Origin of the sequence: Haloferax prahovense (assembly GCF_000723845.1) — an archaeon.
Taxonomy (GTDB): domain Archaea; phylum Halobacteriota; class Halobacteria; order Halobacteriales; family Haloferacaceae; genus Haloferax; species Haloferax prahovense.
In genome coordinates this window covers 17,643-41,201 of the sequence record NZ_LK053003.1, presented here as the reverse complement: position 1 = coordinate 41,201, position 23,559 = coordinate 17,643, and the positions used below count along the sequence as shown (strand labels likewise).

The following is a 23,559-nucleotide window of genomic DNA, read 5'->3' as shown; positions in this document are numbered from 1 at the left end:
AGTACCGGAGTGCGCTAGAGGGTAACGAAAACGCTTGTACCATCGAACTCACCCCCCGGTAACGTTTCGAGATTAAACATCTTATCCTCTACCTGCTCGCTAGGGACCCGTTCGAGTAGCTGTTCCCGTAGCACTTCCAAGAAGACGTAACTGAGTACATCAGACTGATCGTGAGCAGAGATGCATTCTGAGAGGTGTAAGTTATCCACGCATCCATCGATATCTGGTGAGAAGAACATCTGTTTCGCGCGTTTATGACCGTCGAAATCTGGGACGACTTCGGAGACGCGCTCACGGGGATAGGAGTCGTTTCCAGCAACCCGCTCTCGCGCAATCACGTGTTTTATCTGATACGCCACGTCTCGGGAAAGTCCTTCTTCAGTAGCGAGCTGCTCGGCTCGGTCAATCGATGACTGGGCCTCTTCGACAACGAGATCGATAATGTGATCAAATATGGGCACGCTGTCCGATGCTCGAACCAGGTTCTCGATGCTACCGTGGTTCGGGTCAGTCGTAGAAATTCCATCAATAAATGTCCGGTCGGCCCAGAGACGTTCGTTGAGTACTTGTGGGTTGTATGTGATTCGGGTAATCGCTTCGAGAGCAGATGCCGGATCTTCACGGACATCATCAAAGACTAGGTCAACAATTCCTTGACCACCTTGCGACCGCTCGAACACATAGACCTCTTGATTGTCCAAGTCAACACTATAGAAAAGCATATTCGAGGTAATGCCAGACATGTCTGCGACAAACTGGGTGAAGAAGTGTGCAGCGGTATGTGCCGCAACCTCCGTTTTCGACGTTTCGTCAAACGACTTGTAGCGAGTCACCTGTTCCGTCTCTGCCGACGTGGCTGCGTGAAGGAAGCCACTAATATCGAAGAGGAGACCACGTGTGTCTAGCGTAAAGCCAAGTGTTTGGTCTGGTGCGTCAATCTCTCGTTCAATTCGATCACCACCTGTAAACCGATACTCGCCAGTCGTCTGGTTGTACCTTGCAGGTGTAATTTCTAGCGAGGTGCCAGTAAGACGAACCTTCCCAGAAACATCTGCAAGCGTCATGTTCCCTCTCGTCTGCTCATCAGCTCTGTCTGTGAGCTCGGTTTTGATGCGTGGACTGGCGTGAATTTTTCCGGTCTGTGACTCGTTGTGTCGCAGACAACTGCTCTGGTCAAGTATCTGTAGACACACCGGACAGTATCGCACAATATTCAGCGCTTGACTACCACTCAGGTCGGAGACATCACGAAGTGTTATCGACTCTGGAACAAGCAGTCCAACCCTCTCTTCCCCGTTTATCTCGCTGAAATCGAATTTGACAGTATCGTTTTCAACAACAGTTTTGGGGATGAACGCTTTCAGGTGTCCCGCTTCTTGCTGATATTCACTTCGTAGTGGCGTGTACGTGTGGACCAGCTTGTCGATCGGCTGCTCAGACCCACTTGTGTCTTCCTCACCCTGGAAGACTGTGAAGTACTTGCCTGCATCGTCGAAGTAGTTCTCGGGCGTGTACCATACTTCACTTCCAATCGATCCACCATTTGCTCGGAGGAATCGGTCATAATAGTAGCCACCTCGAAGTAGATACTTCACGTAGTACAAACTGAGGAAATTCGACTCAATGCTGAAGTACTCGTGTAACTGCTCGAGTGCCTGCATTAAGTAGTAAATCTGCTTTTGTTGGCGGGTGATCTTCTCAATCTCGTCGTTATCGACTAAGCCTTTTAATTTCGTCAACTGTGTTTGGACATCCTGAACATCATGTTGATCTGTTTTTACGTCGACACCCTGAGCACCTGCACGGTTTCTCACGTGCATCATGTCGCCAGTAAGATGATACAGGTCTGGAAGCAGTTGTTCAAATTTACTGACCAACTCCACGGTTGATGCTTGCTCTGCAACAGCCTGCTCTCTAACAGACGCTAACTGATCTTCGACATCCGTGAGGTGTGATTCGGATACAACCTCCCCAGAATGTTCACGACATGTCTGGACAATATCGACCCGTTCTTGAACGAACTGTAAGATGGTCTCACGGACGGATTCGGCGAGTGAGACGACCACATCAGTTCCGGCTTGGTTATTGGCCCCCTCGACAGCTGTTCGCTCGTTGAGTTCTTCTTGCTTCGTTTCTAATGCAGCAAGCACCTCGACGACTGGCTTTTGCCCAGTTAGCGGATCAAAATGCCCATGCAAATCTAACTCACGTGAGAGAACCTTCGACGGATTCGTCAGGAGCGTATGATAGTCGGCCCACTGTAATTCATCGACAAGGAATCGCTCGTGGAATGTGTCTTTATTTTGTCGTTGCGAGATATTTCGTTGGTTCCGTACCTCCGTCGACACTTCGTAAAACGTCTCATATTGGTCGTGGATCCATTCGACGACCTCATTATCAACCTTTAGTGGTGTTTTGATTTCAGAATCGAGGAAGCGGTCGGCGCGGTAGAACATGTTCGCGTCATCCGTGAGGTTCGACAGGAAGACGAAAATGTGCGAATCTGTCCCCTCTTTTCGGGCTGCACGCCCAGCACGCTGGATGAACGAGGCGAGGTTCCACGGTGTACGATACTGCGTTACAATTGTGATATCCCCCACGTCAATGCCGACTTCAAGGAAATTTGTTGAAAGGAGGACGTCGCTTTCGAGTACCGACGCGTCAAATCCAACGTCAGAGTAGACGGATGAGAACTCAATGTCATCTGAGAGAAACTCGTAGCCCATCTCATCAGCAACGACCTGCCAGTCTTCCTCGTCGCCTGACCCGACGTGGTACTCCCAGAGTCTCCGGTTGTGGTCGGCATCCTCCAACTGAGTTCGCTTTTGATTCACCTGGCTAATACTATCGATAAACGAGAGGAGCTTACCATGGGTTCCATCAGATTTCTTCAGGAGGCCATGTGCAAGCAGTAGCACTTGCTGAATGAACATTGACGAGACTCCCGGCCCGTCATCCGTCGATTTGAGAAAGTAATAGTGTTCTTTGTCGTCGTGAGTTGTGTCAAAATCAGCGGCACCTGGGGACGAGGATTCGATTTGGCTCGCTGGGACAGGGAAGATTTTCCCCGCGAAACGCTCCGCATTGTCGACTGTCGCACTTGAGCCAAGCCAGAGTATTGGATCATCAGTAACGGACTCGATGTTCTTCACCACGTTGGCTGTATGTGATCCTCTGAGACCGGTATACTGGTGAATCTCATCGAAAACGATGGTACTCGCGTGGGAAATAATCTCGTAGTTTGGCTTGAGTCCGAATAGCTCCAAGGACTCGAGTGTTGTCAGGAGGATGTCCGGCTGTCCGCCATGCCGCATATCCGACCTGTTGAGTAGTAGTTCCCGACCGCTGAAACTGTGTGAGTCGTCATGTTCACATACAATCTCATACCCGTCGTAGCCACCCTTGTAGTGGAACGAGTGCGATTCCCCCTCGGTTCCACACCAGCAGTTCGCAAGCCGGAAGCGACTTCGTCCATTTGACCGCTCAAACAGTTCTGGTGTCGATTCGAGATCACCCGGATTGTATGGTATGTTCCCAGTCCAAACTCCAACTGAGAGAGTGTCATCGCTGATTGATTTGATTTTGTGCGCGTGTTTGAGGATGCGACCGAGCTGGTCTTGGAGGAGTGCACGGCTTGGATACACCAGAATTGCCATCTCTTGGTGGCCCTTACGGAGTAATTGATAGAGCGGGCCAAGGAACGCCTCTGTCTTCCCAAATCCGGTTGGTGCCGAAAAGATGGCGCCCTGCGAGCGATTTCGTTTTCGACGGGTGTGGTCTAGCTCTTGGACTAGCTTCCAGCTCTCTGCTTGGAAGTCTAAGGGATGGAAATCGGCTCCGAAAATATCGAGAATATTGCTAATGAATGGATCATCGCCTGTGTATTGGGTGACTTGACGGCGTTTCTGAGGTTTTTGGGTATACTTGATTGCATCTGTAACGTGCCGCAGCGTGTCATCATCCGGTCCGAAGATCTGTGTATTCTGTAAAAGCCCCTGGAGTAGCGGACGAACACTCTCATCCATCCGCGACCGACTGGAGTTCCGGTCGAAATATTTCATTGAGATAATTACAGTCGATTATTCAAATGCATATGTTTACTCCTTCGACAACTCTCGTTGTGGGCAATTCCCGCTGTGAGTGATGCTGTACTCTGCAATAACCCCTCCCAAATCAGGACTACAGGTAACAAACAACATACAGGACATAGTTAAAGTCCCTGAGGGAAAATATCAGATAGGAATCTCCCGAATGCACTCACCACAAGACACTCTGGACGCGGCGATGGATCGAGCCGCGGAAATCACGTGGTGGAACCGTCGAATGACGAAGCTCGCTGGGCTTGACGGCATTTCGAACGCACAGTCGTTCGTATCCGACGAGTTAATTGAGAAAAAAGGCCCATACGTAGAGTTCGTTGATGCGCCGAAATTCCACGATCAGACTGCCAGAGACTTCCTTGAACAGCTTGGATACGACGACGCAATCTCGAACACGATAATCACCGAACTGTTCGGTGGGGACGCATCGGGGTCGCTGTACCAGCACCAGGCTGAGATGATTGAACAGATTGAGACCACGAGCCGAGACAACATCCTTGCCGTTCCGACGGCGGCTGGCAAGACTGAGGCGTTCTTTCTCCCGATTCTCAATTACTGTCTGTCAACCGATGAAGAAGGCTTGAAGTCGATTATTCTGTACCCAATGAAGACGTTGGGTGTTGATCAGCTCAATCGGTTTATTACGTACCTCCATCAGATCAACCGACCTCTAGACCCTGACGACCGGATTACGATTGGTATCTGGGATTCTGATACTCCCCAGCGTGTTGGAACGAGAAGCTACGAGGTTGAGGAAGGGTCGTACATCCGTGGCCTCGTCGATCCACAAGACGACTCTGAGAAGCTACGTGTTCTGAGTAATACGAGCGTCGGAACGGATGATAACCAGTACTCGTGGATTCGAGTAACGCGCGATGCGATTCGACAAGGAGTCGACATCCTCCTTACGGTTCCTGAAGCACTCGATTATATGTTCGTCTCAGATAACGATGAGACGAGAGGGCTTCTCGGTGATCAACCCGGGTCCCAACCGCTCAAGCATATCGTCTACGACGAGGCGCACGTTTGGAGCGGGATCAAGGGTGCTGCAGTTTCACTCCTGTCGCAGCGGCTCAAGTCGTTCTATGCAGACAATGATCCTCAGGTTACGATGGTGTCCGCAACCGTCGACAACCCGAGGACTCTGGCAGCCTCTCTGGCTGGGAGTGGTGCAAAAAAAGAGGACATAAACGCAGTTGAATTCACCCCCAGAGGATTTGATGTTTCAGGCGAGGTGGCGTTTAATCGCTTCACACCGTGCAATTTGGGAGACCTCGTAACTGCACTTGCGATTGCAGTACTCGACGTTAAGGATGCTGATAACCTCGTCGACGAATTAGATGTTGGAAACGGAGTTGCGACACTTCGCGAAGTTGGACTCCTCGAGAACGACCGGATCGAGGTCTCCGCTGGTCCACCGGAGTTCGCTATCAAGCCGATTGTAGATGCGGTCGACGGGCTTCTCGCGCACGAGGAGTTCTCAGACGAGGGTGCCATCCTTCGCTCGAACTCAGGGCGAAACCGCATTGTTGAGAACGTAATCGAGGAGAGCGGTTCCACAAGCGGCTGGTACGACTTCGTAATCGACTCTGTTCCAGAAGTTGCAGCGTTCACCCAGTGGTTTGATACAGGGACTACTGGTGTTGTCGGCTTCAAAAAGTACGCTGCATTACTCGAAGATGCAGCGAACCAAGGGGTCGACATTCCTGACGGAACAATTGAAACCATTATGGCATTTGGTCGGCTCGCCGGCATCGTGACTGAAAAATACCATGTCTTCCTCAAACCACCACACAAAGTCTTCTGGTGTCGTCAGTGTGAGCAGGTCACCCGAGACGAACGGTGTCCAGACTGTCAAGAGGCGCTTCCAGAGATTAGGTTTTGTCGTCGCTGTAATGAACCATATGTAGAAATTGACACCGAAGATGATACTGAAGAGTTCGTCCCGATTACGTCACCTACACCAACGGACACGTGTCCTGGCTGTGAGAGTCGACCACTTCTGAGTGACGTTGGGGTCCCCACCTCCTCGCTCTTATCGTACATGTTGACCGAGGTGTGCCATGTGACACCGTCAAAGAAGACGTTGGTGTTCTCTGACTCTCATAGTGCAGCAGAAAGTGTCGGTGATACCATCATCGACACAGAGTACGGTCTTATGGCTCAAACGCTCTACCTCGAAGAGCTCATCAGCGAAGGGGGACGGGCAGACAACTACGACCTCTACGTGACTGTTGCATCTCGGCTCCAAGAAGAGTACTGGGACCCTCTTGTTCAGAACGAAATCGATGAGAGCTCGGAGGCGTACAGCTTCCTGCAACCACTTCAACGGACGATTAGGAACCACGCTGGATTATCGAATTGCGATGCGCTTCTCGATAGTGCACTCGTTACTGGGGATGTTGTAGCTGACTGTTCCGATCCAGTTGAGATGACTATTGCTCATGAGGTGTACAAGCTGTTCGTCCTGAATAAAGCGTCATTCACGTACAATAGCGTCTCATTTGATGGATTGACCCGATCGAAGATCATTGACCGATTGGACAATCGGCTCTCGATTGGTAGTAGTCGAATTGAGTCCGTTGTTACTGATGTGCTCACGGACATGCTTGAGGTCGGAATCATCTCGATAATGCCGTTTGATGATGTCAAGCAGTCGGTGAGCTCATCGAGCGCAAGTGAAGCAAAAATCGAAGGACTCCGAGAATATCTTGAGTCAGCACGGCAGCGTGTTGATGAGCTGGATATCCTCGACGAGCCTGCCGATAGTGGTATTTTCACGAGGATTATCACACAAGATCGATCTAATCTTGTCTTACTTCCCAGGGTCGCCTTCTGTGACGACTGCTACTCATCGTATCCGGTGACCTCTGCTGGGGAGGTAGTTGACTCCTGTCAGCATTGTGGATCGTCGATCGATGTCTACCGGCGGTTTACCGAGCAAGATGATGGGACACTCGTCGCTGCGCCCGGGTATGCGGATGTCGACACGGATTGGGACTACGCAGTCGACCACTGGGCACATGACGTAACGAGGCCGATTCGGAACGGGAAGTCACCGGAGTTCGTCACGGTCGGAATTCACAAAGGAAACATCCCACACACCGTCAGGGGGGCAATTGAGGAAAGCTTCCGAAAAGAGGATCCTGATGTGAATATCGTGAGTTCGACGCCAACGATGGAACTTGGGGTTGACATCGGTAGTTTAGACACCGTCGCACAGGTTGGTGTCCCGCCAACACTAACGAACTACGTCCAGAGATCCGGTCGTACTGGGCGGACGAGAGGGAGTTCATCGCTCGTCATGACCGTCGTCCGTGGCCAGCACCCAGTTGACGGTCATTATTATGCAAACCTCGATAGCTATCTCGGAGGCTTTGAGCCGGTCCGTGTTCCAGATCCCTATGACTTCGATGAACTTCTTGCTGGCCACGTCGCTACAGAGGTATTTGCCTACCTCGCACGGAATCCCCACGAGACAAACGTGTTCAGGCGGATGTACAGCATTCCAGAACCCGAGCGAGAGAACCTCAGTAAATTTGTAACTGCCGTACAGCAACGGCTCAGCATCCTCACGGACTTCATCAGCGAAGAACGAGAGACAGTCCTTCGAAATCACGTTCGGAGTGTGTTTGGGGAGCGAGGTGTAGCAGTATATGAACAGATCTTCTTCGATACCGGGCCACTTTCGCTTTCAGTTCGAGTCGAACAGACGTTTGGTCGGTTGCGAACCATGTCAAGTGGTGCAACGGCGAACCGAGACCTCACAAAGAACGCAAGCAGACTAGACCAATGGCTCGACAAGCTCGGATACCTCGCGAATTACCGGTCATTTGGTCAATCGTTCCCGGTCAAATTTAGTGGGTATAGTGATGAAATCTCGTTCGAGAGTAGTGGACGCCTCTACGACATGTACCCTGGTGAAGAAAACGATCTTGGTGCGTTGGTTACCCTTCACGGAACGGACTATCTTGTCGCCGACGTTCGCGGGACACCGACAGAACTCACCGATGTCGCAATCTGTGACAACGAGGAGTGCGACCGTCGGTTCCAGAGTTACGATACGAGCGAAACTGTCTGCCCACACTGTGATTCGGAGTTGAAACGAACTGACGTTCATGGCATTGCAAACGTCGAGTGCAAACTCGCCCGTGGTGCGCAAACTGGGTGGCGGACACACGCTCAGATGTCGACGTACATCGAGCCCAAGGATACTGCGGACAAAACGGTCCAAGAGGTGACTGTCTTCGGAGTCCCGTGTGAAGTTGAGTACGGACAGTACGAACTCACCGACTTCGTCTATGCGTTCGAGCGAGGGCATTCGAATAGTCCCGACACGAAAGTGATTCGGTCGGAAGCGCTTGTTGAAGAAGATGAAAGTGAGGGAGCATCCACAAGTGGACTCTCGTGGCGAGATCGCCTTGATGAGGCAGAAGCCCAACAGTATCGACCTGTTGGCCAACAGTACCACACACAAGGGCTCATCCTCCGATTCGATCGTGAGACGCTTGAGAAGCGATATGAGCAGGCGACTCACGAGCCGAAATCTTGGCCACAGGCACTCACAAGTTTAGAACAGGCGCTCCAGCGCGCGGTTGCGATTGTTGCAGAGTGTGACCGAAGCGATTTCCGAGTCAAGTCGACGACGACTGGTACGAAAGTCGAGGTTTCACTCGTTGATAGCCGCCAGGGTGGCAACGGGATCACCTGGCGTATTCATGAGAGCCTTGGTGAAGTCGAGACGCGGATTAACGAGATTGCAGAGTGCGATTGTGTCGCATACTGTGACGAGTGTCTGCTCCTCTCGCGGACACCTGCACACTACCTCGAGAATAACCTCCTCGACCACCGAACGCTTGCGGCACTTGTTGGGAAGGTGAACGTGTGACGCTGGCAGCCATCAAGCGTCGGCTGGAGGCGAATGACGTTGCGTTCATCCATGACCCAGAGGGGAGTGTTCACTTTTGGAAACTTCGTGTGCTCCCTGCACTCCAGTATCTCGGTGTTGGGAATTTCACCTATCCAACGTCATGGCGACAGCTGAAACAGAGCTGGGAGTATGAGAAGGGCGGTCAGCAGTATGAATTCCCAGGAGGAGCGTATCATGTCATTGGGGGAATGGACCTCTCAAATGACGAAGACTTGGGAGTGGTCACGACGAGTTACTACGAACACCAGACAAAATACTCCATCAAACAACTCATTGACCGATATACGCTGGGAGAGGGAACATTGGTCGTCATCGCAGACAAGCGTGACTTTCAGCCGGTAGGGGGCACCAGGCCTCTGTATCAAGAGCAGTTTGTCGACCGAGTGGGTTCGTACGAGCGAGTCTATGACGCGATTAGAGAGACGTACATCAACGCGGGATGGAACCCACTACTTCGTGACACCAAGAATCTCTTCGTCCAAGACAACGCTATGCTTTACGAGTTCGTCGAGGGAGAGCGGCTTACGACGGCACATGAGCTTCTCACGGTACTCCCTGAATCTCCGTATCTTCCGATGTATGAGACATTTTGTGACATCTTTACTACTGGTGGCGACCAACGAAGTAGCCCACTAGAGAGTGATACAAAAATTGAAGCGCTTGGCGGGTGGCTTCGACGACGAATCGAATGGGATCGACAAAAGAGTATCCAGATTGCTCGAGAATTGAATCGGGCTGTGGCCGCGAATATCGAGACGTTTGATCTCTCGTACGCAGCACGAAGCCCCAAACTCAGAGATGCACGTGAGGCAGCGAAAGAATTGAGTCCCGAAACGAACGACATTGATGAAAAGTATCACCGCTGGCTGACCACTACACTACGATGAGTGAATCTGAAGGATACCTACTGAATGCGGTACAGACTCCGACACCACTACAGACAGTCTACTATTCCATTGAGCGAGGAAACACGACGAAGGACGCAGTCCAAGAAGACACATCGCTTCCCGAGAATCTCCTTGAACAGGGGTTTAGTGGGCTGCAACAGATTGGTCTCATTGGGCGCGAAGAACCCAATTACTATACTGTCGACTTCCGATGGGTGTCTGGAGATGACGACGTAGACTTTCGGCTAGCTGCTCTCCATCAACTTGCTTCAATCGCAACTCCAGATGATTGGGGAAAACAGTCTGTCGTCCTTTTGAACTACCAGTACCTACTCGATGAAAACATACAGACGTTCGAAGCAAATTCGGAGAGCGTCTACACACGGATGAATCAGTTTGCGAGAGAGCGTGGGTATGAACCTCGTTCGAAACAGGGACCAATCGATATGAACGAACCCAAGATGGTAAACTGGACACGATTGGCTGAATTCTTGGGACTTATCTACAAGGTTAGCGGACGGACCTATACGACGTATCCTGACGAGGAGCTGATTTATCAGTCAATCAGATGGGCTTCGGATGACCTTAGTCGCGAGAGAATCACGATACAGTCCTACGAGAACTGGCTTAACGAGAATCTACTTCTCGTGGATATGGGTCCAGACGGTATTCCTGCGCCACTTTCGCGTGTCCTGTTCAACCTCGTTGTCGACGGCCGTATCAGGATTCTTGAATCGGGCGACGCAGGTGCAGTTGATCTCCAACAAGTCCCCCCCCACCGTGGCATTGACAGCGAAGCAAATTCGATTGAGATACTTTCATGAGTACGTACACTACCCCAGCAGAGAGCGAATTCGGACGCTGTCCTCACTTTGATGCAGTCGATGAAAAGACACTCAGAAGGCTGTTCAGTAAAGTTGCAGCCGTTCGGTCCGAGGATTACGACCTCTTTTCGTTTACCCATCGTCCGATGGATGTGTACGACGGATCGGACCCGCGTACCGAGCGAACGGTCAGCGAGGATAAGGTCTATCGCCAATTTACTGAAAACCGCGAAGGGAACTTCGTCGTCGTGATTGAGGGTGTTGTTGGAACCGGGAAGTCTGAACTCTGTGCATACCTTTCACACAGACTCGAGGCTGAAGATGACCGCCCAACCCTTCACATCGATAAAAACGATGACTTGATGACAATCCTCTCAGAGCGGATTCCAGAATTCTATGAGGAACACTTCGATGAGGAACTACCAGGTGCTAGCGATTTCAAGAATCTGAAATCAGACATCGAAGATAATCCGCAGACAGTCGCGAACAATGCAACGTCCGGGGCGATATTGAACCTCAAACGCCTAGATTACGACGTATCGACGACGGCAGATCAGGAAAATGAGATTCGAGACTACGTAGCGGACAAACTCGTCCAACTCGTTGAGCGGGGAGAGTACGACAGAAAAGTCCAGTTTGTTGGTGACAAGGAGTACGAGCAGAACGAGGATCTCCAGATATTCGAAGACGATGTCCACTCGTCTGAGGCTGCAAGCGCGTTCGACGCAGAACTGTGGCGAGAGGTCCGCGACCGGTATAACACCGCATCACTAGATAATGTGTTAGAACACGTCGGCAGTCGGTTCGAGGATACGAGGCCCGTCCTTGTATTCGAAGACTTCTCGATTGCTGCGATGGAAGCGGAGAAGCTCCGAAATTACATGGAGCGAGATAAAACCAGCGACAACTGGGATTTCATCATCGCGGGGACGCACGACTCAACTGAGATTTTGCACACGCAGACTGCTGGAGATCGATTCAAATTCTATCAGACGAATACCCCGAACTCCAATAGTGTCCCCTTCCTCACCGAGCAGACGGCGGTTGATTTTGTCCGCCCGTACCTCGGCTATATGAAAAAGCACGACGGAAGCGTTCGGTACGATTCTGAGGGAGATTCGTTCGAACTCCTTCCTGCACCAAGTGGCTCAATTTGTGCAGACTGTGGATTCTGTGATGAGTCGTTCCGAGACCTCTATCCGTTCAACAAACCGTTTCTCCGGCGAATATACACGAGTCTCGAAGAGGACCAACAATCACCCCGTGAGCTGGTTATGGTTGTGTTCGAGGTTCTTCGTGACTTCTACGAAGGGTTCGTACACGCCCCGTCGAGCGCGGATATCCTCAAACCGCTTCGAAACACAATTTCGGTCGCAGATTCGGTCTACGATGAAGCCGAAGAGTACGCAGACTTGGCGAAATGGTACGGTATTGAAGACGGTGAGTCAGTAGTAATTGATAGAAAATTTGTTGATGCGTTTGGGTTACCGATTGAGAATCTCCCGGACGAAATATCAATTGGAGATGACCACATCCGTGTTCAAAAGACAGGAGGAACTATTGGGCCGGAGAAGACCCGTTGCCCATCTTGCAATGCGCTTTCTTCTGAATTCAGGACCGAGCAGAGCGGGAGAGTTGTTTGTGGTTCGTGTGGTGAAGAAATCTCACCACCAGATGATCCGGTCGTAGGAAAAATCAAGAACGCTAAAGAGGAGGTAGACTCCTGGCTAGAGAACCCACAGAAGTACCCGGACACGAATATGTACATTCGGCGTGGGATCAAAGATCTCCTCGAACATCTCACCGATGGTTTCAGACTCTACGAAGGTCAACCGTTGCTGTACAAACTCAGTAGCCAAAAAGATCCGTTCGTCTACCCGGACTCAACTGATTCACCGGAGCCGGACCAGATCATCATCGATCGCGAAGAGTTCCAACGCTCTGATCTCCGCCAGTTGGCAGAGTTTGGAGTTAGACGGGTAGAGAAACCGCGAAGCGCGAACTATGAGAAATTACGAAGTCGAATCGGAACGCAATTAACTGGATACGCCAAGCGATGGCGACGCCGTATCTTTGAAACCCAACTTGACAATGAAAACTCTCTGTACAAACAACACGCACAGTATGACTTCTCTGACTTCATTCTCGCGTCGTACGCGACACTCGTCGTACTTGACGACCCTACAACGCCGGTAACCGCAGAACGGCTCAATGAGAGATTCCAAGACCCAGAAGACCTGTCTCTCGATCTAGATCTTAAAAGTGGCCTCAAAGAAGTCGTGGACAAGGATGACTATCCACACTTCACAACCGCGATGAATAACGCTGCATACGTTGAGTCGCTAGTTGGCGAACTCTTCGGTGTCTCTGCGAGTTCACTCGACGTGCCTCACGTTCGCCAACGGCTGAGTCAACGCTCACCCTACCAAGTACTGGCGATGCTGGGCCGACAGTACATCCAGAACGTGGAGGCTAGAGTTCGATTCGATACTGGGCACAACGTCAAGGATTTTGCTAATACGATGTATGACGTTCGGAAAGCGTTAGACGACGTTGTCAATCGAGGATATGATGCTGAAACTGTTAAGTACGTAACAACCACGATCGAGGGAACAGATATGGGTCGGATAAACGAGATTTACAATAATCTGACAGCGTACAATGGTGTGGACCCGGACTTCCGCGAAGCTCTTGCCAAAGTGTGTCAGCACTCAAACGAAGACGTTGCGGATGCGATTGACATCGCTCATCTCGCACGAGAGTTGTCCTCTGGTGACACATTTGATCAGGCAACTGCCGCGCTTGCGAGCCAGAAACTCTCGAATCTAAAACTCGTCAGGCAGTTCGAGGAGGTACCGTTTGCAGGTAAGGGAGGTACGACTACCGATTCAATTGGCGCAGCATTCAGGGAGGTGAGCCAATACTATGTCGAATGAATCTTTCCAAGCTCAGCTCGAATCGGTGTATAAGCGCTATCAACACTCGGAACTCGAGACTCGACTCAATGACGTTGCACAGGTGATCGAGGAGACTGTGCTTCAACGCGTCCTCGCTGAGGAATTTCTCCACACCAACATCGAAGTTGACCCTGAAGCAAAGAAAGCTGTCCGAGATGCGCAGGCATCCCTCAATGATGGTGACTTGGACACGCTTTCAGAGAACATCGATAACCTCGAAGATGTCGTTGCTGATGAAGAGCGGAAGGTAAATGACCGAATTCAGAAAGCCCGCATTTCGATGTCAAAGAAGATGGACGGGATGCAACGTCTGAATGAACGTGTTGACCGAGTAAACGAGATCAAGCTCAACTCAATCTCAAAACTCCTGAAAAACTGGAACTGGAAAGAGCAAGTCTACCGCAATGACGACGCTGATATCGAGATGTTAAAACAACGTTCACGTGAGTATGGTGCGGATATGCGTCGCTTCTATGAAGAAGCAAAGAGCGACCTCTTTGGACCCTACACGGATACACCGCTTGAACAAATCGTCGATGGACTACTTGATGACGAACGTTTTGCGCTCAGCAGTTTGAGTGATGCTCAGTTAGAACAGCTTCGTCGTTCTGATCTTGAAGAGCACGTCGAGCTGTCGCTATCGTGAGATTGTCACTCAGTTAATGTCGAGGTGCGGTGGCTTGTGGACAAGTCTGCGGGGTGTTCTTCTAGATAATCGATCAACTGCTGGATATTCTCGTTCCGGAAGTGTTCAGTAAGTTGCAGCGCACGGGGATTTCTGGGGAAGACCTCACCTCGTCCATACGCTGTGAATGCATCCTCGATTACCTGTCGATAGTTCGAACTCGCAACGTATCCTACGATATGATCGTACTCCTCACCGTACTGTTCGAGGTACTCTGTCACCCGTTTAGTCACGAGCTCTCGTTGTTTCGTGTCCTCGTTCGCAAGTACGTATTCGTATTCCAGCACAGGGTCTTTTTCTTCCATTTCTTGTGGTACTGGTCCATACATCCCGGAGACAGTTACTTTATGTATCCGGCGGGTTTTCGACCCCAACTTATCCCACAGGACAGAGTGTGTCCGTGATTCCGAATACGGTTTTACCTGACTACAGGGGATTAAGAGAAGAACGTCCTTCTCGCTTGGGGGTTCGAATTTCTGTTGAAGAACATAGAAGTCACTCGGCCGGTGCTTAAGTGAGATTGTCTGTGTGGGCTCTAAATCAGAGGCTCCGCCGCCCCACTCGGTAAGCTGTTTTTGTTCGCTTCTGAGCCATGGGCCCGGTATCAAGTCCTCTGCACCGAGTTCCCTGAGATCTTTCGTAAGTTGGTTTGTCGGGTCTTGTACTTGTGCTTGTTTCAGACCTTTTGCGATATCAGCGTGGTCACGAGCGAGATCGACGACGTATTCGAGGAGCCGACCATCGGAGGTTGCATCCCGAACACGCTGTAACTCAGCGTTGTACACTTCGAAATTGTGCCCCGCGAGTAACGCATAGTAATCGCTTTTAATCCACTCGTCATTCGCCTTTCGGGCCTGCCGTTCATCGTAATCGAGGCTGAGGTTGAGTTCTTCGTTTAGCAGCTCGTAATCAATATCGTACTCTCCACTACACAACGGGCAGTGCTCGAGCGAGCACGGGAACTGTCCATCATCGAGACGTGATTCGAGGTCATCGAGTTTGATGTGCTCCCATGTCTCGGGGATGAGGTACTTCTTGTACATCGCTGTCTGCATGTGACTCGAACAGTCGAACGAGTCTGCACCGAGCAGCGAAAGAAGACCCACTTGTTTCCCTCCAACACCGAACACGTGAATACCAACCTCGTCGTCGAGCCCTTTCTGTTTAATCGCCTGTTTCGCACCGTTGACGATGTTTACTAAGACGTCGATACTGCTCCGGAGGGGCACAAGTGATCCGATTGCAAATCCTTCGAACGAACCTTCGAGGTTTTCTTCCTCAACCCGCTCGATGAATTTTTGAACGTACCAGCTTACCCATTCATCATCGTGGCCGTGGATTGCAACGTATACACCTGGTCGCTCTTGGCCCCCGTCCTCTGGGTTAAACCCCCCAGACTGAATCCGCTCTGCCACAGCTGGATTCAGAAATGTATCGGGGTCCAACTGACTAGGTTCATCGAGAAGTTGAAGACATCTAATTGAACTCTCGATGCTCTTCAACATCCGCTCTTCGCGTTCTTCTGCATTCAGGTTCGGGGGAACAGGGTAATCGAGCGTTGCGATTATATCCGCACCAAAGTCTAGTTGGAGCCCGAGGATACTTTCTGGGTTTGTGTACAGTCCCCACTCGTTTTTCGCACCGCCTTCAGACGGAGCGGCGCCAAACGTGTCGGAATTCATTAACTTGAAGCCCCCCGAGTCAATGAACACCGGTGCACTCAGTTCCTCGAACTTCTCATGGAACGTTTCAGTCCGCCAAAACTCATTCAGGTTCTTCGGAGAGACGCCATAGTCGATGAAGCTCATCGCTTGAAACATAATCCCCTGGAGTCGTTCAGCGGACATAAGGCGATCTCGCATTCGTCTCCACACGCCACCCGACTTCTTTGTCGTCCCACCGATTAGATTGATAACTGGAAACAGCGCCGGTGTGTCAACTGAGTAGGAAGGCAAATCGAGAGTCCCGAGTCTGCCGTAGCCATCATCGCCTTCCTCGTCGACGCGAAAGACAGACATCGCTTTGAGTTGGTAGTCGGTGTGGGTTGTTATCCGCTTTGCTTTGCATTGTCGGCGGAACGTCGGTTACTTTCCCCCGACATCTGCTTTTATTCTGAAAACTAATTCTTGGGAGATTCCCTCAACTTCGACCAGGTTGTCTACTGTGGCAGTTTTAAGATCCTCAATCGAACCGAACCCCGCAGCAAAGAGTGCCTCCGCCTCACGCTGTTCGACCCCACTCACAGAGCACAACTCAGTTGTCGCTTGAGCGGGGGTAACCTCGGATGATTCCGTCTGCTCTTGTGAGCCTCTGGGGTCAATTATATCTTCTCGGTCAGGCCATTCCCATTGATCTACTGGTGGCTCTGCTGGGAATTCCGCAAGTAACTTCGTCACATAACTGAGTTCGCGTTCTGATTCAACAAATACTGGAAGCGGTTCCATAGATTCCGGTGAGACAGGGCGGTGAACTGCAACGGTCTCCCATTCGAGAACCGATTTGAGGATATCACTAACTACGGAGTCAACTGGTTCAACACCGATAACTTGGAACTCGGTCACCTGTTCGCCATCGCCATACTTAGCTCTGTAGTCGTTAATGTTGATCGCTGATCGGTCTGCTTGCTGTGGTCCGTATCCATTTTCCCACTCTGCTCTTCCTTCCAAGATGAACTTGGACAGAGTGTCACGCCACTCCCTCATGACCGATTCAGAAGTCTCTGAAGCAGTTTGCTCGACGAGTCGATTGACTGTTCGACTGAGCTGCAAAAACACCTCGTACCGTTCTGCAAGCTCTGAAGGGGACACAGAAGAAGAATTCTGGCTTTCATCGGTGGTCGAACTCTCCTTTGTTGAGCTGTCGCTCTCCTCAAATTGAGTTGCTTCTTTGGCCTCGTCCCAAGAGTCAAAGTGTTTGTAGACATCGTTTGGTGAATACACACCGTGAGTTTCCATCTCAGTTGTCGTCGGGAGGTGCCCCAGCTTCACCGCAACTGCTTGTAAGTCGTCAAGTACCTCGGTGCGATAGTCAAGCTCTGTTGCTTCTATTGCGTCGACCCAGCTGCCGAACCGCTCCGCATACATGTGCGAATTAAATCGACCCTGGTCGTCCATGTGACGAGCAGTAGGAATTCGACCCAGCTCGTCGGCTAACTCTTCGATTGCTTCACAGAGTTCCTTATCTGTTGCAGGGTCAATCTTGGAGGCCGCTACTGCATCGGTCCATGATCCAAATGCACGTTGTATCCGACTCGGTGAATACTCACCGTGTACATTGTGTTCAGCAATTGTCGGTCGCTTGCCTAGCTTCTCTCCAACGGCCTTAAGATCTCTAATGAAGGCGCTCCGATGAGCAATGTTCGACGCTTCAATGACATCAGTCCACGAATCAAAATAATCATAAAATATGTCTAGATTTCGCACACCCTCATTTCGAACATCCTCGTGAGACGGAACACGGTCCATCCGCGTTGCGAGATCTTCGACATAGGTTAGTACTTCATCTCGGCTTGGGTTGGTATCTTCGTGATTGAGCAGATTGTGCCAGACATGGCTAGAAATTTGAGTTATTGACTCTCCACTCAGATCGCTTGCGTTGCCAACGGTGGGTATCTCTTTTATATCGGTGAGAAAGTCTTGCAGCTGGACAATCTCGCTTTCACTCAACGAGGAAACTGATCCGTCAGGGGGGGCAAACAACTTTTCCAGAACTCTCATGTCGGCTTTGAGCAATTCAGCGTATTTTTCGAGTGCGCTGATATCTGACCGAATTTGAGATGCTTTTCGATCCGTCAATTCGTGATTGCTCTCTGTCGAAAGTTGACGAAGCGCTCCACAGAGTGAGTTATGTGCTAATAGAATAGAGCAGTAGACCTCACTCGGCGAATCCAGCTCATCGTCTATTGAAGCAATTTGTCTCTGGGCGGAAGCAAGATGTTCCGCGACTGTATCTGGTTTGTGACTACTGTGTGACATTCGTCGCTACACTTTCTGAATAAGGATGGTTGTTCTGGGTTGTCATTCTTATAGCTTGTCGAAGGCGTTGTGAAGCAATGTCTATACTTTTTTCCTGGGGAATACATGATGGGTGTGAAACAGTAATTAGAACTGACGAATCAAATTCCCCTTCAAATGTCACACTCTCGCCTTTAGTCTTCTTGTGGTCCGCAAAGTCACCGCAGACTACGGAGACGAAGGCACCATCAAGTGGCTCTCCCGTCTTAGAAATAACATCTATGATTATCTGCCGAGCCCCGTTCTCAACCATATTCTAAGCAGATGAAACGCACGTACTTATCATTTCACATCACATACCTTTATTCTCAAAACTATTGATGCACACTATCCTTGACTGAGAGGGAGAAAAGAATAAGGCCTCGGCGGAGACAACATAGTTCATGTCTCTGCTATTGCTGCAGTCTTGCTCAAATTCTAAGCGAGAGGCCTCAGAAAGCCGTCCTGCCCTGGAATTATACTCTGGATATTTCTACAAAATCATAAAAAAAGCGATACGAGATGGAGAGTGCCGTCCAGATATGGACCTAAAGATACTCTCCGCAAAATACGGACTCCTCGAACCTGATGAACAAATCGAATATTATGACTATCGAATGGACAAGCAACGAGCAGAAGAACTCCGCCCAATAGTTGTTGATGAACTCCAACAACTCATTCTCGAAAGAGAATATGAACGCGTTGTTGTTAACATGGGAAAAGAGTACAGAATGGCGATTCGCGGCTTCGATGATGGACTCGATATTATTCCCGAGTATATCGGTGGTGAAGGAATCGGCTATAAGGGTCACGTCCTCAAGCGATTTGTCCGCGGTGACGATACGGTACTAGAGGTGTCTGGGTGAATGCCATTCTCCTCACCGAGAACAGATATTGCTACATTTGATATCGAATCTACCGCTGGAGATGCTCGTGCTGGCACGCTCCGAATAGAGGATACGTCTCTTCAGACTCCTAACCTTCTCCCAGTAGTGAACCTTTACGCGGGGGGAATGGACAGGAGCCTCTACGGCGGTGGAATCCACCGAACAATGAAGGAATTCATGACCGGGCATGATGTAATCGGAGGTGGTGATTACAGCGAGTTCTTCGATGGTATCATGACCTCTGTTGGCTCACTCACGGATTACAATATTTCACGTGAGCGGTATGAGGATTACATTGCTGAGCCAGTTAAGGAACGTGAGGTTTTTGAAGATTTCAATGGGACGTTGTTTCTCGACTCAGGCGGATTCAAATTCCTTGGAGGATATGGCCTCGACGGGAGTAACTTCGAAGTTGAAATCGATCAAGAACAGGTGTACGAGATACAGCAACAGATGGGTGGAGATATTATCGTGAATTTAGACCGCCCAATCACCCGTGATGATGACTATGAGACGCGGGTTCAGAAAGCTCGACGGACAGCTGAGAACGTCGTCGAATTTTTAGATCTCTCTGAAGGAACCTCAAGTGCCCGATATCTCACACTCCACGGCCATAACTACTCAATGCTCGACACATTCCTTCAGGAAATCGATGATGTTGTTGGATCTAAGCGAGCGCACAACGAATTCGACGGTGTTGCATTGGGGAGTCTCGTGCCGATGAAAGACAACAAAGGAGCACTCATTGATGCTGTTCAAGATTGTCGGTCCGTTCTTCAGGACTGGCAATTCGATGACCTACCACTTCACGTCTTAGGAATCTCTTCAAGTGCGATTCCGCTCTTGGCTGCAGTTGGTGCAGATTCATTTGACTCTTCGTCATATCTGCACTCGGCGATAAACGGGAAATACAACACGTCGTTAATTGAGACAAAACCACTCGACGACGTTGACTTCAACAATTGTGATTGTCCTGTGTGTTCCAACGAGGATCTCGTTCGCCAAATGAAGGGAGATACAGAGTATCGAAAAGATGAGCTTGGACCTGTCGCGATGCACAACCTCATCCTGCAAAAAAGAGAGGTTGCACACATTAGAGAGTGTATCCACGAACCAGGTAGTGAACGTTTCGTAGAATATATTGAGGAATCGATCGGTCAAAATAAGGGATTGCGGCGTTTCGCTCACCGCGTCGTAAACGAATCACTAGGTGGGTATTTCTAACATGCAAAAGGCTCCCGCAGACACACAAACAAAGAAACGACCAAAAGTTAACGAAGTAAACGAGTTTCTGGAGATTGCAAGCGACTTCGAGGACCCGCTTGAGGTCATTCGTGAAGCTCTTTCAAACAGTTATGATGCTGGAGCAACCAGTGTCGAAATTAGTATCAAGAGTCGTCCAGACGGATCTGAAATCATCATCGAAGACAACGGAAAGGGGATGTCTCAGTCAGACCTTGAGTCGTTTTTTGACTTGGGTAATTCAACCAAGACGAATCCTGAGAACGACTCAATTGGATACAAAGGTCACGGAACAAAGATCCTCTACAAAAGCGATCGAATAGTCGTGAACACGGCCAGGGACGGGACGAATCTCCGTGCTGTAATGGACAAGCCGTGGGAGAAGCTTAATAATCGCGTTCTTCCGGAATATGAAGTAACTGAATCCACGACTCGGCAGGGTAATGATGGAACACTAATCAAAGTTAGTGGATTTAAATCCGGGCAGGGGTTCGCTCCAGAGTCGCTCACATATAATAAAATTGAGCATTATCTAAAGTGGAAGACGCTTGCAGGGTCTACAAAGCATTACTTCCATCCTGAGGAGCATGATGAACTGGAAATTACTGTAAACTTGGGTGACGAAATCGATGATAGCCGAGATAAGCTAGTCACGAACAATAGGCTGGAGTTCCCAGAACCAAACCCTGAACCAGGCGATGGACCATTCCCAGAATCCGAAATGTGTCAACATTATGGTCCAAAAACGCTAGCAGTTGAAGCTGAGAATGGAGACACGACTGAGCTTGAAATTGTTGGAATGGTTGGTGGAAAAGAAGCCAGAGACAAACTTCCAACATATGGCCGGCACTCAGCGCAATTCGGAATCTGGCTAGCGAAAGATCACATCAAGGTTGAACGTTTGAATGAGGCAATCTCCCACGACAATGAGTTCATTCATTTCTTATTCGTTGCAAATTCTCAAGATATTGAGTTATCTGCAAATAGGGAGAAAATAAGAAACAAGTCGAGTGCCATCTATCAAGCAATCGAAGAAGAATTGAACTACTTCCTTTCAAAGGTGTCCGCTGACCCCTGGTTCAAAGACTATCTGGAGCAGCGGCGAATCGCAGAATTAAACCGTAGAGCATCATCCCAACAGAATTCTGTTGAAACTCGAAAACAAGAAATTTCTAAGCGAGGTGGTTTCTGTGCGACGAACCAATCAGAAGTCATTCTCGGACTAGAGAGGTCCAACCGCCTCGAAGGCCATACCAAAATCACCATTGAGGACTTCGATCTCGGTTCAGAAATCAATGCGATTGTAGAACAAGAAGGTCGCCTGTACGCGAGCTCAGTTCATCTCCAACTGACTGACCACTTTACAGAAGACAAGCCCTTAGAGAACGTTGATAAGCTCATTTGTTGGGAAGTGGGGGATAAAGACAAGCTCAGGGAGATTGAACGGAAGGGGTATCAGAAGGGGGATGTTGAATTTGATTTTGAAAATAACGAGATGGCGTATGAGAATGTCACCACTCGCAACATTGAGATTGTAGTTGTCAGTTCTCGACTCAAGTAACATTTCGAGAGTCCAGTCTTACTGACAATCAATTCTGTTTGACGGACATCGACTACGATTGCCATGCCTCCCTGCAGTTTCGTCGTCCTGCCACGCTTGTTCCACGCTGACAGAGAGTTTTTCTGCGCCTATAGGGGTGCAGGCGCGTATGTGGACCTGCGTTGTACTACAATGAATCGTAACACCAACTCAAGGGCTGGACAGAAGACTGAATTAGAGAAGTGGTCAAATGTACTGTTTATCAGCATCTGCCCCTCTCGAGATTCATTGAACCGGTTGATTCCAGTAGCGGGACCGAAGGTTCAAGTCTTGAACAACCATCGAGTTGAAATATGAGTGGACATCAATCCGAAATGGTTCATTTTGAGTCTGCAGCGGAGGTTCGGGATTTTGTGAGCAAGCACCTTGCAAACTATCAGTCAGTCGCTGAGGAGTACGATACCTATGAAGCTGCAACTGCTATCCGGGCAGATTTCAACCTCTGTCCGTGGAGTATTGCAACGCAATTCGAATCACCTGTCCCCTTTGACGAACTTACGGGACCTGATCCAACAGACGCAGTAAACCATCTAGCGATTTTGTGCCTTGAAGAACTAATTATTGAACTACTGGATGACGATTAATGATTTTCAAGAGTACCTGACAGCGTTCAGCGACGTACCTGCCCTCACAATTTCGGAGAATATCTGTGTTGCGTGTCTTCTCACCGACAAGCTCAAACTTGGATCAATCCCTGTGGTGAGTTATTTGTATATTAACCTCATTTCTCCAGAAACGGTAGCTTTCTGATTTCAGATAGCAAAGATTGAGTGTTCAAGTGGACCTCTGTGACTACTAGTTTGTGACTGTCCGAATCAGACTGACCTCGCACGGACGCGAGTTCATGAGTACGCTCACGCGCTGCTGCACGTGACTATCGATGATACCACTAAGCGGTTCAAGCGCGCGGAAGTCATCGAGATACTCATGGACTAATCCAGCACTAAACCCAGATCTGAACGGCAATCAATTCGTTCGATGGAAGACCGTGTGAATCAGCCCATTGCCTGACTTACGTAGCGAGACGGCGGTACAGAGATCTGACCTCGAATTAATACTTCAGGCGCCGCTTGTCATATCATGCCATACTGTCCGAATTGCGGTTCAGAGGTTGGCGAGAAACACAATTTCTGCGGGAGTTGCGCAACTCCGTTGCCGAACTGCCCCGACGAACTCCGAGAATCTCACTACGACTCGCTGAGCGACGGGTTTCTGTCAGTAGAAGAGTATCAATATCTGCTCGATGTTTTTAGCGGCGATCGACAACCCCATCAAGATGACCCAGAGCGCCAGGAGATTATCAACCGAGCCCGTTCCTCACTTCTCGATTTCCGGCTGCTATCTCAATTAGATACGATCGAAGACCGAGATGTGTTTGGAAAGCCAGTTGCCTCACTTGTCAAACACATCGACGGTGGCAATGTAGATGCGGCCGCCAAAAGACGCTATTAGATC

At 49.8% G+C, this 23,559-nt stretch carries 13 protein-coding genes and 1 pseudogene; 11 read left to right on the top strand and 3 right to left on the bottom strand.

Annotated elements, in window-relative coordinates:
• Nucleotides 1–14: 14 nt before the first annotated feature.
• Nucleotides 15–4,061: a DEAD/DEAH box helicase gene (locus BN984_RS18590; protein ID WP_049969013.1), complete on the bottom strand. Its 4,047-nt coding sequence runs from the start codon at nt 4,059–4,061 to the stop codon at nt 15–17.
• Nucleotides 4,062–4,323: 262 nt separating this feature from the next.
• On the opposite strand from BN984_RS18590, the gene BN984_RS18585 reads away from it, so the two are divergent.
• From BN984_RS18585 to BN984_RS18565, 5 genes are read left to right on the top strand one after another with little or no spacing between them, the layout of a single operon-like run.
• On the top strand, nt 4,324–8,988 hold the full coding sequence (locus BN984_RS18585; protein WP_049969063.1) for a DEAD/DEAH box helicase: 4,665 nt from the start codon (nt 4,324–4,326) through the stop codon (nt 8,986–8,988).
• A complete protein-coding gene (locus BN984_RS18580) occupies nt 8,985–9,917 on the top strand; it encodes a hypothetical protein (RefSeq protein WP_049969012.1) in 933 nt (310 codons plus the stop codon). The genes BN984_RS18585 and BN984_RS18580 overlap by 4 nt, the downstream gene beginning before the upstream one ends.
• Nucleotides 9,914–10,741, top strand: coding sequence for a hypothetical protein (locus BN984_RS18575; protein ID WP_049969011.1), 828 nt, complete (start codon nt 9,914–9,916; stop codon nt 10,739–10,741). Before BN984_RS18580 ends, BN984_RS18575 begins: the two co-directional genes overlap by 4 nt.
• Nucleotides 10,738–13,677 carry a hypothetical protein gene (locus BN984_RS18570; protein ID WP_244877491.1) on the top strand — a complete coding sequence of 980 codons (2,940 nt, stop codon included), beginning with the start codon at nt 10,738–10,740 and terminating at the stop codon, nt 13,675–13,677. Before BN984_RS18575 ends, BN984_RS18570 begins: the two co-directional genes overlap by 4 nt.
• Nucleotides 13,667–14,344, top strand: a complete 678-nt coding sequence (locus BN984_RS18565; RefSeq protein ID WP_049969010.1) for a hypothetical protein — start codon at nt 13,667–13,669, stop codon at nt 14,342–14,344. The genes BN984_RS18570 and BN984_RS18565 overlap by 11 nt, the downstream gene beginning before the upstream one ends.
• A gap of 5 nt (nt 14,345–14,349) precedes the next feature.
• Here the strand turns inward: BN984_RS18565 and BN984_RS18560 are convergent, their stop codons facing one another.
• Entirely contained in the window at nt 14,350–16,401 is a 2,052-nt protein-coding gene (locus BN984_RS18560; protein WP_181950727.1) for a DUF5591 domain-containing protein, read from the bottom strand.
• Nucleotides 16,402–16,467: 66 nt separating this feature from the next.
• Entirely contained in the window at nt 16,468–18,357 is a 1,890-nt protein-coding gene (locus BN984_RS19225) for a homing endonuclease associated repeat-containing protein (protein WP_081909277.1), read from the bottom strand.
• Between the two features lie 422 nt (nt 18,358–18,779).
• On the opposite strand from BN984_RS19225, the gene yaaA reads away from it, so the two are divergent.
• From yaaA to BN984_RS20175, 6 genes and pseudogenes are all read left to right on the top strand, one after another.
• Complete coding sequence (gene yaaA / locus BN984_RS19220; protein WP_081909276.1) at nt 18,780–19,241, top strand: peroxide stress protein YaaA; 462 nt, start codon at nt 18,780–18,782, stop codon at nt 19,239–19,241.
• The gene (locus BN984_RS19215; protein WP_244877490.1) at nt 19,242–20,486 is read left to right on the top strand and encodes a tRNA-guanine transglycosylase; all 1,245 of its coding nucleotides are present in this window, start codon (nt 19,242–19,244) and stop codon (nt 20,484–20,486) included.
• 1 nt (nt 20,487) lies between these two features.
• Complete coding sequence (locus BN984_RS19210; RefSeq protein WP_081909275.1) at nt 20,488–22,065, top strand: ATP-binding protein; 1,578 nt, start codon at nt 20,488–20,490, stop codon at nt 22,063–22,065.
• Nucleotides 22,066–22,397: 332 nt separating this feature from the next.
• On the top strand, nt 22,398–22,688 hold the full coding sequence (locus tag BN984_RS19205) for a hypothetical protein (RefSeq protein ID WP_081909274.1): 291 nt from the start codon (nt 22,398–22,400) through the stop codon (nt 22,686–22,688).
• A gap of 214 nt (nt 22,689–22,902) precedes the next feature.
• Nucleotides 22,903–23,010, top strand: a pseudogene (locus BN984_RS20180) (DUF955 domain-containing protein); the annotation flags it as partial.
• 174 nt (nt 23,011–23,184) lie between these two features.
• Nucleotides 23,185–23,556: a zinc-ribbon domain-containing protein gene (locus BN984_RS20175; protein WP_394325027.1), complete on the top strand. Its 372-nt coding sequence runs from the start codon at nt 23,185–23,187 to the stop codon at nt 23,554–23,556.
• Nucleotides 23,557–23,559 lie beyond the last annotated feature (3 nt).

What these genes read in the sequence shown, in the direction of transcription:
- BN984_RS18590 (WP_049969013.1), bottom strand. Translation starts at nt 4,061, where the DNA reads ATGAAATATTTCGACCGGAACTCCAGTCGGTCGCGGATGGATGAGAGT.
- BN984_RS18585 (WP_049969063.1), top strand. Translation starts at nt 4,324, where the DNA reads ATGACGAAGCTCGCTGGGCTTGACGGCATTTCGAACGCACAGTCGTTC.
- BN984_RS18575 (WP_049969011.1), top strand. Translation starts at nt 9,914, where the DNA reads ATGAGTGAATCTGAAGGATACCTACTGAATGCGGTACAGACTCCGACA.
- BN984_RS18570 (WP_244877491.1), top strand. Translation starts at nt 10,738, where the DNA reads ATGAGTACGTACACTACCCCAGCAGAGAGCGAATTCGGACGCTGTCCT.
- BN984_RS18565 (WP_049969010.1), top strand. Translation starts at nt 13,667, where the DNA reads ATGTCGAATGAATCTTTCCAAGCTCAGCTCGAATCGGTGTATAAGCGC.
- BN984_RS18560 (WP_181950727.1), bottom strand. Translation starts at nt 16,401, where the DNA reads ATGTCTGTCTTTCGCGTCGACGAGGAAGGCGATGATGGCTACGGCAGA.
- BN984_RS19225 (WP_081909277.1), bottom strand. Translation starts at nt 18,357, where the DNA reads ATGTCACACAGTAGTCACAAACCAGATACAGTCGCGGAACATCTTGCT.
- yaaA (WP_081909276.1), top strand. Translation starts at nt 18,780, where the DNA reads ATGTCTCTGCTATTGCTGCAGTCTTGCTCAAATTCTAAGCGAGAGGCC.
- BN984_RS19215 (WP_244877490.1), top strand. Translation starts at nt 19,242, where the DNA reads ATGCCATTCTCCTCACCGAGAACAGATATTGCTACATTTGATATCGAA.
- BN984_RS19210 (WP_081909275.1), top strand. Translation starts at nt 20,488, where the DNA reads ATGCAAAAGGCTCCCGCAGACACACAAACAAAGAAACGACCAAAAGTT.
- BN984_RS19205 (WP_081909274.1), top strand. Translation starts at nt 22,398, where the DNA reads ATGAGTGGACATCAATCCGAAATGGTTCATTTTGAGTCTGCAGCGGAG.
- BN984_RS20175 (WP_394325027.1), top strand. Translation starts at nt 23,185, where the DNA reads ATGCCATACTGTCCGAATTGCGGTTCAGAGGTTGGCGAGAAACACAAT.